The following is a 13,565-nucleotide window of genomic DNA, read 5'->3' as shown; positions in this document are numbered from 1 at the left end:
TTGATTATGTTTGAAAAATTGACAAAGGCTTATGCTGCATCCTTTAAGAAAATCTATATTCTCTCTTTTGAGTCGGAACCGGATCTTTCTATTCTCTCAGAGCAAGAATTGGCTAGCTTAGGCAAATGGTTTAAACACTCTGGTAGTAAGTGGATCTGTCATTCGGATGATACAATGGAGGAATTTCAAAGAAAATTTCTTGAGATGTCAGGATTAAAGGCATCAGATTTGACAATTACGGTTGATCACTGGCCCTTTAAACTGTTTTCTCCTTTGTAAAATTTTCCAGAAATGGATTGGCAGAGTAGAAGCTTTTGTAGTCTGAAAATCAATTTGTCTCACCTGGATTGATTTTCCGTGAGCCTTATTAGAGGACTGACTTGTTACCATCAAAAAAACAACTTCATTATTTTTCAAATGAAGTTGTTTTTGATGTCTATTTTAAACTGGAACGATACAATTCTCTGGATTTGAAACCTAGCTTGAGAATATGGACCATTTCTTTTTGGCGTTTTTCCTGAGTGACCACAGACTTAGCAGAGTAGATGTAGCGGGCCCAACCTCTCTGATAACCTGGAGTAAGACCGATAAAGAAATCTTTTTCAGAAGGATACCTAGAAAGGAAATCAACTACCAGGGAAATTTTATCTTGGTAATCAGCTGATTTTTGGCTAGCTGCTGTTTTAGATCGCTCTTCAATCTGACTAGTGTATTTGAGGCCGAGAAGAGTATAGTTACTGTCTAGGGCGTTCATGCGATTGAATTTGATCGTCATGTCTTCAACATAGCCAGTCGCTTTATCCACCTCTAAGAAAGGAAAGATACTGTCTCGACCGATTGGCTCGTGACCTAACTTGTTCTTATTTTTGGGATAAAGAATGAAGAGTTAACCATCCATCCTTATTTTTTTATTCTTATAAACATCAAGAATGATTTCTTTCATTTCTTCTAAGCTATAAACGTAGGCAAGAACAAGGTCCGCTGGAAAGAGCTGATTGGTAAAGTGGTCAAAAGGGCTAGCTTCTTTGGCAGGTTTCAGCATAGAAATCTCTTGGAATTTTTCTAATTTTAATTTTTTAAAGAGTTGCTCTGACATGGTATTCTATCCAATTTCTAATTTTTAATACGATTCCTTATTTTACCAAAATAAAAATCAGATGTGAACAAAGAAACTTCAAAGCGGTGATCGTCCTTGTCTTATCTACTGTTGATTTTCTTTGAGGATGAATGAAAGTTTGAGAATAAGAAAAGCCTCTTTATGAGTCGAATACTTTCACTCATATAAGGAGGTTTTTCTGTCACTATTTACCAAGCGAAGGCATTTGTCGGAGCTTGTAGCACTTCGAGAAGCGATTTGTTTCGACAAAGTGTCACAGAAATACCAGTCATATCTAGACTTGTCATGAAATGACCACTTTTGACAAAAATGACTTTGATGCCTTCTATTTCAAGTAATTGCAAGATGTCCTGAGTAAAGATTCCCATCTCCATTTCAGTTGTTGTTCCCAGGTTATTAACCAGAAGGACAAATTCATCCCCTTTTTTCCAGTGGAAGTGTAGTCGCAGTTTGTTGATAATTTCATTTGCCAGCAATTCTGAGTATTGAAATGGAACAACACGGTAACCTTCTTCACCATGGATACCGATGCCGTAAGAAATTTCATTCTGACCTAAATCAAAAAGTGGAAGAGCGGCATTAAAAAGTGTTGCTGATTTAGTGGCAAAACCAATAGTTGCAATCTGAGGTGCCAAATCAAAGCCAATTTTTTCAAGTTCTTGAAGAGAAGCTCCCTCTTGAGAAGCATAACCCAGCCTTTTATGAAGTAGAATCGTGCCAGCTAAGCCGCGACCGCGGATTTGAAATTTCTTCTTGGGCTCAATAGAAATGTCATCATGAGAAAGAACATACCTAACATGGTGTCCTTCTAATCTTGCTTGAGTGATAGCGTTGCTAAATTCTTTCAGGTCTGCTTCAAAATTTTTGACAATAATAAAGACGCCTTTTCCCTTGTCCAAAAAGCGGATGGCCTCCAAAATATCTGGTGTAGTTGGCGGCAGAAAGAGTTGACCGTAGATGGCAGCAGTCAGCATGCCCTGCCCCACGTAACCAATATGGGCAGGCTCATGTCCGGATCCACCTCCGGATAAAATGGGAACTTTAGTCTCATCCCAGTCTTTTAGATAAACAAGAGGTAGGTTAGGATGTTTTTCTAAATGAGGATGGATGGCAACACTAGCTTGGATGTAGCTGTCAATGGCTTCCCGTTTTTGGTTCATAATAAATGTCATGGTCGGAACTCCTAAATCTTTCTTCCTGAAATTTCGATAATCAAATGATCTGGATTGGGCATGGCTGTCCTATGGTTGACATAGGCTTTAACAATTTCTGCCAAGGCATGTGAATGGTATTGGATATGAAATTCGATGAATTCCTCTTTGAAATGACATTCTTTTTCTATATAATATTCATCGAAAATCTTTTGGATGACAATACGGCAATAATCAGTAAAATAGGAGAAGAAATCATTTTGCCCTTTGATATCAAATAGTTTGACATAAAAATCGTGCTGCTCCTCGAAGTAGAAAAAAAGTTCCTTTAAAAGTTGGCGTCCAGAGATAAAGTCTAAGTTATCAGCCACCTGCTCCTTGAGGTCATTTTCAAAAATCCAGTCCAAGAGTTGGTACTTATCTAAAAAATGATTATAAAAAGTCTGTCTTCTGATTTGAGCCAATTCCATAATCTCTACAATAGAAATCTTATCAAACTCCATTTCTTGGAGCAATTCTTTAAAGGCTTTGGCGATTCTTTTTTTGGTAATAATCGAAGTTGCCATTGGATTCCTCGCTTCCTTGATAGCTCTATTGTATCAGAAAAAATGCCTTAAAATATAAAAATAGGACAGATAAGAAAATCTGTCCCTTATTTTTTGGGAAAAGATGGATTATACTAAAATTAGAAAAAATAAGAACATGAAGAAAGGAATTCTTATCATGAAAAAAATTATCAATAATCCTGTTCACATCGTTGACGAAATGCTCAAAGGCATTTCTTTTATCCACTCTGATTTAGTTGAACGCCTGGATGGCTTTGATGTCATTGTTCGAAAGGCAGAGAAAACAGGCAAAGTTGCCTTGATTTCCGGAGGTGGTTCAGGACATGAACCTTCTCATGCTGGTTTTGTGGGCGAGGGAATGTTATCCGCAGCTATCTGTGGGGCAGTTTTCACTTCTCCAACCCCAGACCAAATTTTGGAGGCGATTAAAGCAGCTGATGAGGGTGCTGGTGTTTTCATGATCATCAAGAACTACTCTGGCGACATTATGAACTTTGAAATGGCTCAAGAATTAGCTGAGATGGAAGGAATTGATGTAGCAAGCGTCGTTGTCGACGATGATATTGCAGTTGAAAACAGTCTCTACACACAAGGAAAACGTGGTGTAGCAGGTACTATTTTGGTACATAAAATTCTTGGTCATGCCGCACGTGAAGGAAAATCATTGGCTGATATTAAGGCACTAGCCGATGAAGTGGTTGGCAAGATTAAAACCATCGGTTTGGCTCTTTCAGGTGCTACAGTTCCTGAAGTTGGTAAACCAGGTTTTGTTCTAGAAGAAGATGAATTTGAATATGGTGTAGGTATCCATGGTGAGCCTGGCTATAAAAAAGAAAAATTACAACCATCAGCTGCTCTCGCTACTGAATTAGTTGAAAAATTAGTCGCTGATTTTGAGATAAAATCAGGAGAAAAATTCGGTGTTCTGATTAACGGCTTGGGATCTACTCCACTCATGGAACAGTATGTATTTGCTAATGATGTTGCTAACCTTTTAGCGGAAAAAGGCATTGAAGTAAGCTTTAAAAAATTGGGCGATTATATGACCTCTATTGATATGGCAGGTTTGTCTCTGACCTTGATCAAACTCGATAACGAAGATTGGCTGACAGCCTTGAACTCTGCGGTGACAACACCAGCTTGGTAAGGAGGAAGAAATGCAAGTAAAAGATGCAATCAAATGGATGAAACTTTTTAATGAAAAGATTCAGGAAGAAAAGGATTATCTGAGTGAATTGGACACGCCTATTGGCGATGGTGATCATGGAGGAAATATGTCTCGTGGCATGGCAGCCGTTATGGAAGAATTGTCCAGCAAAAACTATGAAACATTAGCTGATGTCTTTAAAACAGTTAGTATGCAACTCCTGAGTAAAGTAGGAGGAGCATCTGGTCCTCTTTATGGTTCAGCTTTTGTTGGTATCAGTAAAGGCGTTGAAAATGATGATTTGGCTGCTGCTTTACAGGCTGGTTTGGACATGATTGTCAAACGTGGGAAGGCGACAGTTGGTGAAAAAACCATGGTAGATGTCTGGTCACCAGTTATTGAAGATTTAAAGAATGATGACTTAACAGCAGAAAAGATTGATCAATATGTTAAAGCAACAGAAGAATTGCTAGCTACTAAGGGTCGTGCCTCTTATGTGGGAGAACGCTCTCTTGGTCATATTGATCCGGGTTCTTTCTCTTCAGGCCTCTTATTTAAAGCCATGATAGAAGCTGAGGTGATCGGATGAGCAATCTTGGAATTATATTAGTATCTCACTCAAAAAATCTAGCTCAAGGAATTGCCGATTTGATTGCTGAAGTGGCAAAAGATGTCGCATTCACCTATGTTGGTGGAACAGAAGATGGCGGAATCGGAACCAGCTTTGATCAAGTTCAAGATATCGTAGACGCCAATCCAGCTCACGAATTGCTGGCTTTTTACGACCTAGGTTCTGCACGCTTGAATTTGGAAATGGTGACCGATTTTTCGGACAAAGTCATTCATATACAAAACGTTCCCGTTGTAGAAGGGACTTACACGGCCGCTGCTCTCTTACAAGCAAGTGCAGATAAGGATACGATTCTATCCCAGTTGGCCGAATTAGAAATTACAAAATAAGGAGAAGTGAATATGTCAGCTTTTATAGGAGAATTCATTGGGACCTTTCTATTGGTTCTATTAGGAAATGGTGTAGTATCAGCCTGCATCTTGAACAAAACAAAAGCGCAAAATAGTGGTTGGATCGCTATCGTACTTGGCTGGGGTATGGCTGTTATGATTGGGGTTTATGCATCTGGATTTTTAAGTGGGGCTCACCTAAATCCTGCTGTGACCATTGCTATGGCCGTGATTGGTAACTTTTCATGGAGTTTGGTACCAAGTTATATTGCTGCTCAATTTCTTGGTGCTATGCTAGCTTCAGTGGCCCTTTATATTCACTATTACCCACATTGGGCAGAAACAAAAGATGCAGGAACTATTCTTGCTTGTTTCTCTACTGGCCCAGCTATCCGTCACACAGCATCCAATGTTTTCGGTGAAGCATTGGGAACAGCAGTTTTAGTCATTGCAGTCATGTCTATTGGTCCAAACAATGTGGCCGCTGGTCTTGGCCCAGTTATTGTTGGTTTGGTTGTCTTCGCAATTGGTTTTTCACTAGGAGGAACAACTGGCTATGCTATAAATCCTGCTCGTGACCTCGGCCCACGCTTGATGCACGCCATCTTACCGATTCCTAACAAGGGAGACAATGATTGGTCTTATGCTTGGATTCCTGTCCTTGGTCCAATCCTTGGCGGTGTAGCAGGAGCATTGATTTACAATCTTGTTCTAGGACTTATGAATTAAGATGTTATAAAAAGATAGAAGAAAAGTCTAGGGCAAGATGCTGTTCTAGACTTTTTGACATCTCATTTCATTGTCTCAATGGCCCAATACTCAAAAAAAAAACAAAAATAGATGAGGTAAAGCAATGCAGGCATACTTAGTGGTAGGCAAGGAGCTTTAACAAAATATCATTTGATTTATAATATCCTACTGATTAGTCCCCTTTTGGTAAGGTGTTCATTCCTAAAACAGGCAGAACATCAAAGGATCCATCCTCCCATCATCCTAATTTGTTCGCCTTATAGAATGCACAAGTTCCAAAAAAATCATTCTTTTTCTGACAAGGAAAACAAAGCGAATACTAATGAGAGCATGTTTTCTAGCTGGTCACAGTCAGTCCTTTTTATTGATTAGATATGGCTAGTAATTATTTGAAATATGAGGGTTATGGAATGCTAGTCATAGTTTTGAGATAACTATATTTCCGGACTAATTGACTTTCGTGTAGAGTTTCAATTTCAAAAAGAAAGTAGTGATCTTGATGATCAGTAGTATTTTTCTTGTTGAGTTTAAAATAGTTCTTTTGTGACTTAGCCATGCTGAAAAGGATATCATCGATTAGAAAAACCAGAGGAATATCGAAATTCGAATAGCGATAAAAATCACTTTCAAATTGATGATAACTATAACTGAGAAAATTAATCTGTAATTGATTTCTGTCAAATGCAATCTGATTCATCCTCTTCTTCCTCCAATGCTTCAATACTTACAATTTTTCTTATCTCAATCGTTTCAAATCTCGCCACTGTTCTCAGAAGGCAAGTTCTTTGTCTGACTTGCTTAACTTGACCTACTAGGCTGCCTACTTGCTTTCTATCCTTTATAGTGATACGAATCATTTCTTGGCTGGCATAGGCCTGTCCCAGCAAAAGTAATTTTTCCTCTAGGGGAAAATCCATCGAAAAATCAATTGTTAGACTATTATCAGCTAAGGCAGACGTGTGCTCAGATAAAAAGAAACCCATCCATTTTTGCATCTTGCTATCCTGGTATTCGCGAGCCGATTGAAACGGTAAATAAGAGCGATCAATCATTTTAGCCCCTCCAAGCCACCAGCTGAGTGTCCACCAACTAATTTACTTCTGGCAATATTACGGGAAGCGTCCAAGAGAGCACTTCCTTTTTGCAGAGCCAAAAAACCAAATTGGTCCCGAATCTGGTCAATGCTAGACTGTAATTGTTCTTCTTTTTCAATCATCTCTACTTGATCAAAAAGAGAAATGAGACTGAAATGCTCATCTACAAAACCACTATAGAAAACTCCGATTCTTCGAACAGCACCAGAAGTATATCTATCTCGAAAGAGTGTAAGAACGGCTTGGGTTAGAATGCGGGTGCTGTTGCTTGGGTCAATCTTCACCTGTCCTTGGATAGCTTTTTTCATCTCTGTACGAGAATAGGAAACATGGATTGACACCTTGCTAGCCTTCTTGTGTGCTCTTCGTAAGCGAATGGCAACTTGTTCGGCCATTTCGCTGAGAACCAGTTCAATATCAACTTGATGGACATAGTCATGGGGCAATATTTGAGAATTACCCAAGCCTTGCGACTTTGCTTTATAGGGTTGATGAACGTTGCTTTCGTCGACACCATTGGCATGAAACCAGAGTTGTAAGCCATTTGCCCCTAGTTCTTTTTTTAGAATATCCGGATTAAAATTAGCTAAATCACAAATGGAAGTGATTCCAAGTTGATGGAGTCTTTTTTCCATACGATAGCCAATACCCCAAAAATCAGTCATTTTGGGAATGGTCCAGACCTTGCTTTCTACATCCTGGTAAGACCAGTTGGCGCGGAAGTTTTTCTTGTTCTTGGCTTCGTTATCCAAAGCTAATTTGGCTAGTAGAGGATTGCTGTTGCTCATACCGATAGTAGGTACAATACCTGTCTGTTTGTGAATATCATATTGTATTCGTGCAGATAAGAGATCTAATTTTACTTCAGGGGAAAGGTCTTTTTCCTGAATGAAGTAGTTAAGAGAAGACGTTAGGTCGATAAAACCTTCATCAATGGAATAAGGAAGAATATCTGCTGAGCTAGCATAATTGAGAAGGATGTTTTGGATTTCAATATTTTTCTCGATATAATAATCCATACGTGGCGCTACAATTAGAGTTCGCTTGGCCCAATTTTCAATATAGGCAATGTATTGAGGACTAACTTTAATTCCTTGCTCTTGCGCATTGTAGTAATTAAATTTTCTGGTCTTGATATCAAAAGGCAGGCCATAGGCACGGCCCACATTGGAGCGTCCAAATACCTTTTTGAAAAGAGGAGAAGAAGCCAGAATCAGTCCGCTAGTATTATCTGCCCGACTCATGACACAGAGTGAAGTTCGCAAGGGATTGAGTCCCCTATCCACGCATTCTACACTAGCATAAAAAGATTTCATGTCAATAAAGGCAATATCTGAACGAGGCTCTTTGGAATAATCGATATAACCCATGAAACAATTCCTCCTATATTTTACTTTACTATGACTAGTTTCCTATCACTGGCATGAAATGACCGATGATTTTGCCGACAATTTTTGGTTGATCTTCAAAAGGAGCAAGACGATCTTGGTAGTCTTTATTTAATGAGACTAGTCGGAAACCATCTTCTTCTAAGTAGACTTTCTTGATAAAGACCTCCTCGTTCCAAACAATGGCATAGACAGCTCCGTCATAATCAAAGCCGGATTCACGGATAAGAGCCACTTGGCCAGATTGATAAGTTGGCTCCATAGAATCACCTTTTATCCAGGTTGCTACATCGAAGCCATCCCAATCTTGATCAGAATAAACAGTCTCCGTTTCAAATTCGTCAAAGAAAGAATTACCAGGTCCGGCAGACAAAGCGATATCGGCCTTGACTTGAATAGGAAAAAGAGAGAGAACGTTCTCCTCAAGTCTTTGTTGGCCTAAGAGTAAATCTTCAACATATTCTTCCGCTAGTAACTTATTACTGGTGTTTAGCTGAAGAAAATTGGATACAATACTGTGCTCTGATTCAAAATAGGTTTTGGGAACAGACAAGATCTGAGAAAGTAAGAGTAAATTGGCTTGATTGGGTTTTGTTTTACCGGATTCCCAGTGGTGGTAGGCTGTTCGACTGATACCCATCCACTTGGCCATTTGGGCTTGTGAGTAACCCTTTTGCAGTCTTTTTTCTTTTAGACGATTTTCTGAGAACATAGAAACCTCCTTTGTTAATTTATAACTTAACAATAGTATAGCAAAATTTTTAAAATTTACAAGAGGGAAATATTATTATTTCTTGACAACTATATCGACATGCGATACAATCGTTATATCGTCAAACGATATAACGATGAACGATAAGGAGAGAAATATGCAACAAGCATTGACAGAGGGTATTTTTTATATCTTGCTTTCTTTAACAGAAGCTAAGCATGGTTATGGTATTATGCAACATGTGGCAGAGTTATCGAATAACCGTGTCAAATTGGCTGCAGGGACTCTTTACGGAGCTTTAACCAATCTAAAAAAGAAAGGCTGGATTGAGTTAGAAGAAGAAGATAAGGATAAGAAAACTTATCTGATTACATCTACTGGTCTGGAAATTTTGAAAGCAGAACTAGCTCGCTTAGAAGAGTTAAGCCAAAACGGACGCCAGATTTTAGGAGGAAAATGACATGGAAAAGATTGCTTATAAACTATTCACATTTGGAGACTTTGATGAAGAGGAAGTCTGGCTCAATGCAATGGTAGAGCAAGGCTGGGCGCTCAAGTCAGTTCATTGGATGAAATATCGCTTTGAACCTTGTCAAAAAGGAGAATACATTTATCGATTAGACTACATGGGCAATAAGGATGAGGAGCAAATCGCTGAATATAGGCAGATTCTGGAAGATGCAGGGGCTCAATATGTTACCCAGATCAACAATTGGTATTATTTCCGCCAAAAAAGTGAGTTGGGAGATTTTGAACTGTATTCTGATATCGAATCAAAAATCACTTATTTGAAGAAAATCAAAAATACCATCATGCTAGTTGCTCTTGCTAATCTATCTTCCTTTTTACTCCTCATACTGCCACGATTGTTTGTAGGAAAAGATGATTTCATCCAAATCATTTATTGGACAACAGCCATTCTACAAATTTTAGTATTTCTTTCCTTTGGTTTTGGTCTGTTTAAACTATTTAGCAGAGAAAAGGCCTTAAAAGATCAAGCTGAACTCTTCCAGTAGTCAAGGATGCCCCAGCTGGAGCTTGGTTTTTTTGGACATTTATGTTAGGATAAGAAGACAAATAGAAAGTTTGGAAATAGATGCGAATACTTGGAAATATAATATGGTTTCTTTTAGCAGGATTTTGGTCTTGGTTAGCTTGGAGCATTGCGGGGCTCTTACTCTGTATTACCATTGTAGGGATTCCTTTTGGTTTGCAATGCTTTAAAATTGGCAGTTTTGGTCTTTTTCCTTTTGGCAAGCGAATTGAAGCCGGGACTGGACTTGGTAGTCTCCTCCTCAACATCCTCTGGATTCTTTTCTTCGGGTGGGAGTTAGCCCTTATGCATCTTGCCTCAGCGTTCTTTCTCTGCGTCAGCATCATCGGTATTCCCTTTGCCTTCCAATCAGTTAAACTGACTGTCATCAGTCTTTTTCCCTTTGGAGCAAAAATTGAGTACGATTAATCTATGAAGTATGAACTAGCAGCCTAGCTGCTGGTTTTTTTCTGCCTTTTTGCCTATTATCTTAGCAATTTTGACAAAAATCATAAAAATTTTGACAAATATAGTTGTCAAAAAGAAAAAGAAGTGTTACAATGTCTTTGTAAATGGAAAGAAACAGAATGATATGTGGAGGAATAGTATGAACAAACCATTAAAACAATTTATTATAGGGATTACTGTCGGTCTAGTTGCTTACCTTATATTCAAGAGCGTTTTGGAAGTTATACTCAGCCTGCTTGCTCTATTTCTTGCTTATTCTTTCTTTAAAGGAGTTATGGATAATAAAGATGAAAATGGATAAGAGAGGAATAGATATATGAAACCAGAGAAGAAAACGTTGCTTATTAGAGGGAATGGGGTCTTGAAAGCTGTGGAATATCTTATTATAACCACTCTATTAACTATCCTTGTTCTAGATATTTTTAAAGTGAGAGCAATGAATAGCGATAACATGGTACTTCTTATTTCTTCTTTAGTTGCTACAAGCACAGTTTTAGATAGTAAAAAGAAGACGCAGAAGTAAGATACAATATTTTGATATGATGATTTTCATTATCGCAATCTTCACTATTCCTTTATCAGATAAGGAAGAGATTTTAGTAGAAGATACAGAAACGGGACTCTTTATTTATTGTAGGAAAGAAGGATGAACATGACAAACATGATTGAAGTACAAAACTTGGTCAAACGTTTTGGTGACCAAACAGCCTTAGATGGCATTTCATTTGAAATTGCTCAGGGTGAAATTTTCGGGTTCTTAGGTCCATCTGGATCTGGGAAAACCACAACGATTAATATTTTGACTGGACAGCTCTTAGCCAATGAAGGTTCTAGCAAGATTTTTGGCAAAGCAGCTGCTAATCTGACCAGTGAAGATTTGGCACAGATTGGTATCCTTAGTGATACCAGTGGTTTTTATGAAAAGATGAGCCTATATAAGAACGTTCAGGTGTACAGCAAGTGGCACGGTGTTTCCAATGAGCGTGTTGATGAATTGCTGCACCGCGTTGGGCTCTATGAAAGCCGTCAAAAACCAGCTGAAAAACTCTCGACAGGCATGAAGCAACGCATGCTTTTGGCCCGCGCCCTCATCAATAAGCCTAAATTTCTTTTTCTGGATGAACCAACCAGCGGTTTGGACCCGGCGACTTCACGCATGATTCACGAATGGCTGTTAGAATTGAAAGCCCAAGGAACTACTATCTTTCTGACGACCCATGATATGCAAGAAGCGACCCTACTTTGTGATCGTGTAGCCCTTCTTTATCAAGGAAAACTAGTAGAGACTGACCGACCAGCTAATTTAATTAGCAAGTATTATACAGACAAGTGTGTCCGTGTTGGCTACCAAGATGGCCAAGAAAAAGTCATGGCTTATGACGATTTAGTTGGCTTGGAGAGAGTAGAAGAAATTGAAACCATTCATTCTTGCGAGCCAACCTTAGAAGATATCTTTATCTCACTGACAGGAGGACGATTAAATGCTTAAACGAATAATGGCTTTGCTATGGAGCCGAAAAGAAATGATGATGGCCAACAAGATGGTTATGATGAATCTACTGATACCTGCTTTGATGGTTGTCCTCTACCAATATATGTTTAAAAGTATGGAAGATGCTGGGAAAATGATTTTCTTTATGGTCTTGCCTATGATACCTGCTTTTTTGGGTTATCTCTTACCAACGGTAGTCGCTGAAGAAGCAGAAAAAAATAACCAACGTAGCTTGCGCTTGGCTGGGGTGAAAAGTTGGGAATATGTCTTAGCGAGTCTCCTTTTGCCATTTGTGGTAGCCGTTATTTATCTGGTCTTTCTCCCTTTTTACTTGCGAATCAATCTATCTGAACTAGGTTGGCAATATATTCCTGTCATGCTCCTAACCTCTCTGATTGTCTTCCTGATTTTTATGGCCCTTGCCCTAATGACCGATACTCAGGCACGGGCATCTATTGTAGCCATGCCGGTTATGATGGTCAGTTCATTTCTTCCTATGTTTGCAATGATGGATAAGACCGTTGAAAAAATAATCGATTTTACTTATCTAGGAGCTTATTCTGCTTATAGCAAAGAAATGAGTCATTACCAAATTATGGATAAGTCGTTCTTCTTTCTGATTATTTGGCTAATGGTCGCCCTATTAGGCGTTATTTGGCTGACTCGTCAAAAACAAATCATTAAGTAAGAGATTATTCTATAGGAGGAAAGGATATGACGCTGATACTAAAGAATCGACTCAAAGAACTGCGGGCCAGAGATGGCGTCAATCAGACAGAAATGGCAAAATTAGCAGGAGTCTCCCGCCAAACCATCAGTTTGATTGAACGTGGTGAATATACGCCGTCAGTGATTATTGCAATGAAGATTGCTCAGGTTTTCAATGAGCAACTAGAGAATGTATTTCGATTAGAGGAGGTTGACGAATGAAAAAAGGAGATTTAAAACGTATTTTTAAACAAATGGGAATTGGTGCCTTGATTGGAGGTCCGATTGGTATGGCTGTAGGCTATTTTGGTCTCGATAAAGGAGGGATAGGCATTTCTCAAGAAACGATTATCTATTTCATAGCTCCTGTTTTTAGATATACCGCTATCTTAGCGTTAGGAATTGGTCTTTATTATTTCTATCGAAGTAAAAAGGAATTTAAAGAATATCAATTGGATGAAGGCGACGAAAATGACCAACTTTATCGATCATTAAATATCAAATATGGTTATGCTAGTATCTTTTTAGGGGTTTCTGTTATTCTAGCGATCCTAGCTTTTTGTATCGGAATCAACCCAAAATACGGCTCACAGTCCTTTGAACTGTTTTTCTCTGTAATTGAATTTATTGTCATTATTCTCATTGCGATCGTTCAGTCCAGGCTCTTGAAATTTTATGGTCAAATTCGAGGAATCGATGTGACTACCCAGCCGACCCTAAAAGAGTTGAAAAATAATATTTTACAACAAGATGAGGCAGAACTGCTAGCTTATTATAAGATGAGTTTTGATATTGTTATGAACTTGAGTGGCTTGATTCTTCCTTGTTTCTATGGCCTCTTGTTATTGATTTCAGCTATAACGCACAGAGTAGAACTAACTGGATACTTAGCTGTGGCTTCTGTACATTTCTATATTATGATTATGAATTTTAGAGTGGTTAAGGAATATTATAAGTAAGTTGATTGTAATTGTGTGGA

22 protein-coding genes are annotated in these 13,565 nt (G+C 38.6%); 14 read left to right on the top strand and 8 right to left on the bottom strand.

Annotated elements, in window-relative coordinates; genetic code table 11:
• Positions 1 to 6 precede the first annotated feature (6 nt).
• A complete protein-coding gene (locus BN1356_RS06245) occupies positions 7 to 279 on the top strand; it encodes a DUF3884 family protein (RefSeq protein ID WP_176694245.1) in 273 nt (90 codons plus the stop codon).
• Positions 280 to 436: 157 nt separating this feature from the next.
• On the opposite strand, the gene BN1356_RS12875 is transcribed toward BN1356_RS06245, so the two are convergent.
• The 4 genes from BN1356_RS12875 to dhaS all read right to left on the bottom strand — a co-directional run bounded on the left by BN1356_RS12875 (position 437) and on the right by dhaS (position 2,834).
• Entirely contained in the window at positions 437 to 775 is a 339-nt protein-coding gene (locus tag BN1356_RS12875) for a YdeI/OmpD-associated family protein (protein ID WP_245620313.1), read from the bottom strand.
• 111 nt (positions 776 to 886) lie between these two features.
• Entirely contained in the window at positions 887 to 1,096 is a 210-nt protein-coding gene (locus BN1356_RS12870; RefSeq protein ID WP_245620312.1) for a hypothetical protein, read from the bottom strand.
• A 209-nt stretch (positions 1,097 to 1,305) separates the two neighbouring features.
• Positions 1,306 to 2,289, bottom strand: a complete 984-nt coding sequence (gene dhaQ, locus BN1356_RS06235; RefSeq protein ID WP_093650555.1) for a DhaKLM operon coactivator DhaQ — start codon at positions 2,287 to 2,289, stop codon at positions 1,306 to 1,308.
• Positions 2,290 to 2,300: 11 nt separating this feature from the next.
• Positions 2,301 to 2,834: a dihydroxyacetone kinase transcriptional activator DhaS gene (dhaS, locus tag BN1356_RS06230; protein WP_093650554.1), complete on the bottom strand. Its 534-nt coding sequence runs from the start codon at positions 2,832 to 2,834 to the stop codon at positions 2,301 to 2,303.
• 157 nt (positions 2,835 to 2,991) lie between these two features.
• Here dhaS and dhaK point away from each other — a divergent pair, with 157 nt between their 5' ends.
• The 4 genes from dhaK to BN1356_RS06210 are packed head-to-tail and all read left to right on the top strand — an operon-like array spanning position 2,992 to position 5,670.
• Entirely contained in the window at positions 2,992 to 3,981 is a 990-nt protein-coding gene (gene dhaK, locus BN1356_RS06225) for a dihydroxyacetone kinase subunit DhaK (RefSeq protein ID WP_093650975.1), read from the top strand.
• Positions 3,982 to 3,991: 10 nt separating this feature from the next.
• Entirely contained in the window at positions 3,992 to 4,570 is a 579-nt protein-coding gene (gene dhaL / locus BN1356_RS06220; protein WP_093650553.1) for a dihydroxyacetone kinase subunit DhaL, read from the top strand.
• Complete coding sequence (gene dhaM, locus BN1356_RS06215) at positions 4,567 to 4,941, top strand: dihydroxyacetone kinase phosphoryl donor subunit DhaM (RefSeq protein ID WP_093650552.1); 375 nt, start codon at positions 4,567 to 4,569, stop codon at positions 4,939 to 4,941. The genes dhaL and dhaM overlap by 4 nt, the downstream gene beginning before the upstream one ends.
• A gap of 12 nt (positions 4,942 to 4,953) precedes the next feature.
• Complete coding sequence (locus tag BN1356_RS06210) at positions 4,954 to 5,670, top strand: MIP/aquaporin family protein (protein ID WP_093650551.1); 717 nt, start codon at positions 4,954 to 4,956, stop codon at positions 5,668 to 5,670.
• 424 nt (positions 5,671 to 6,094) lie between these two features.
• Here the strand turns inward: BN1356_RS06210 and BN1356_RS06205 are convergent, their stop codons facing one another.
• The 4 genes from BN1356_RS06205 to BN1356_RS06190 are packed head-to-tail and all read right to left on the bottom strand — an operon-like array spanning position 6,095 to position 8,885.
• Positions 6,095 to 6,388, bottom strand: coding sequence for a DUF5960 family protein (locus BN1356_RS06205; protein WP_093650550.1), 294 nt, complete (start codon positions 6,386 to 6,388; stop codon positions 6,095 to 6,097).
• Positions 6,369 to 6,743, bottom strand: coding sequence for a hypothetical protein (locus tag BN1356_RS06200; RefSeq protein ID WP_093650549.1), 375 nt, complete (start codon positions 6,741 to 6,743; stop codon positions 6,369 to 6,371). The genes BN1356_RS06205 and BN1356_RS06200 overlap by 20 nt, the downstream gene beginning before the upstream one ends.
• Positions 6,740 to 8,155, bottom strand: coding sequence for a Y-family DNA polymerase (locus tag BN1356_RS06195; RefSeq protein ID WP_093650548.1), 1,416 nt, complete (start codon positions 8,153 to 8,155; stop codon positions 6,740 to 6,742). The genes BN1356_RS06200 and BN1356_RS06195 overlap by 4 nt, the downstream gene beginning before the upstream one ends.
• A 34-nt stretch (positions 8,156 to 8,189) precedes the next feature.
• Positions 8,190 to 8,885: a LexA family transcriptional regulator gene (locus tag BN1356_RS06190; RefSeq protein WP_093650547.1), complete on the bottom strand. Its 696-nt coding sequence runs from the start codon at positions 8,883 to 8,885 to the stop codon at positions 8,190 to 8,192.
• A gap of 157 nt (positions 8,886 to 9,042) precedes the next feature.
• Here BN1356_RS06190 and BN1356_RS06185 point away from each other — a divergent pair, with 157 nt between their 5' ends.
• The 9 genes from BN1356_RS06185 (at position 9,043) to BN1356_RS06150 (ending at position 13,545) form a co-directional block, all read left to right on the top strand.
• Positions 9,043 to 9,345, top strand: coding sequence for a PadR family transcriptional regulator (locus BN1356_RS06185; RefSeq protein ID WP_093650546.1), 303 nt, complete (start codon positions 9,043 to 9,045; stop codon positions 9,343 to 9,345).
• Between the two features lies 1 nt (position 9,346).
• Complete coding sequence (locus BN1356_RS06180; protein WP_093650545.1) at positions 9,347 to 9,901, top strand: DUF2812 domain-containing protein; 555 nt, start codon at positions 9,347 to 9,349, stop codon at positions 9,899 to 9,901.
• Positions 9,902 to 9,981: 80 nt separating this feature from the next.
• Positions 9,982 to 10,347, top strand: coding sequence for a YccF domain-containing protein (locus tag BN1356_RS06175; protein WP_093650544.1), 366 nt, complete (start codon positions 9,982 to 9,984; stop codon positions 10,345 to 10,347).
• Between the two features lie 178 nt (positions 10,348 to 10,525).
• Positions 10,526 to 10,687: a hypothetical protein gene (locus BN1356_RS12615; protein WP_176694244.1), complete on the top strand. Its 162-nt coding sequence runs from the start codon at positions 10,526 to 10,528 to the stop codon at positions 10,685 to 10,687.
• Positions 10,688 to 10,702: 15 nt separating this feature from the next.
• Entirely contained in the window at positions 10,703 to 10,909 is a 207-nt protein-coding gene (locus BN1356_RS06170; protein ID WP_093650543.1) for a hypothetical protein, read from the top strand.
• A gap of 129 nt (positions 10,910 to 11,038) precedes the next feature.
• Entirely contained in the window at positions 11,039 to 11,875 is an 837-nt protein-coding gene (locus tag BN1356_RS06165; protein ID WP_093650974.1) for an ABC transporter ATP-binding protein, read from the top strand.
• Complete coding sequence (locus BN1356_RS06160; protein ID WP_093650542.1) at positions 11,868 to 12,566, top strand: ABC transporter permease; 699 nt, start codon at positions 11,868 to 11,870, stop codon at positions 12,564 to 12,566. Before BN1356_RS06165 ends, BN1356_RS06160 begins: the two co-directional genes overlap by 8 nt.
• A 26-nt stretch (positions 12,567 to 12,592) precedes the next feature.
• On the top strand, positions 12,593 to 12,808 hold the full coding sequence (locus BN1356_RS06155) for a helix-turn-helix transcriptional regulator (RefSeq protein ID WP_093650541.1): 216 nt from the start codon (positions 12,593 to 12,595) through the stop codon (positions 12,806 to 12,808).
• Positions 12,805 to 13,545, top strand: coding sequence for a DUF3169 family protein (locus BN1356_RS06150; protein ID WP_093650540.1), 741 nt, complete (start codon positions 12,805 to 12,807; stop codon positions 13,543 to 13,545). Before BN1356_RS06155 ends, BN1356_RS06150 begins: the two co-directional genes overlap by 4 nt.
• Positions 13,546 to 13,565 lie beyond the last annotated feature (20 nt).

This window comes from Streptococcus varani, assembly GCF_001375655.1.
Classification (GTDB): domain Bacteria; phylum Bacillota; class Bacilli; order Lactobacillales; family Streptococcaceae; genus Streptococcus; species Streptococcus varani.
Note: the sequence above shows the minus strand (reverse complement) of the source record. Positions and strands in the feature narration are given on the sequence as shown.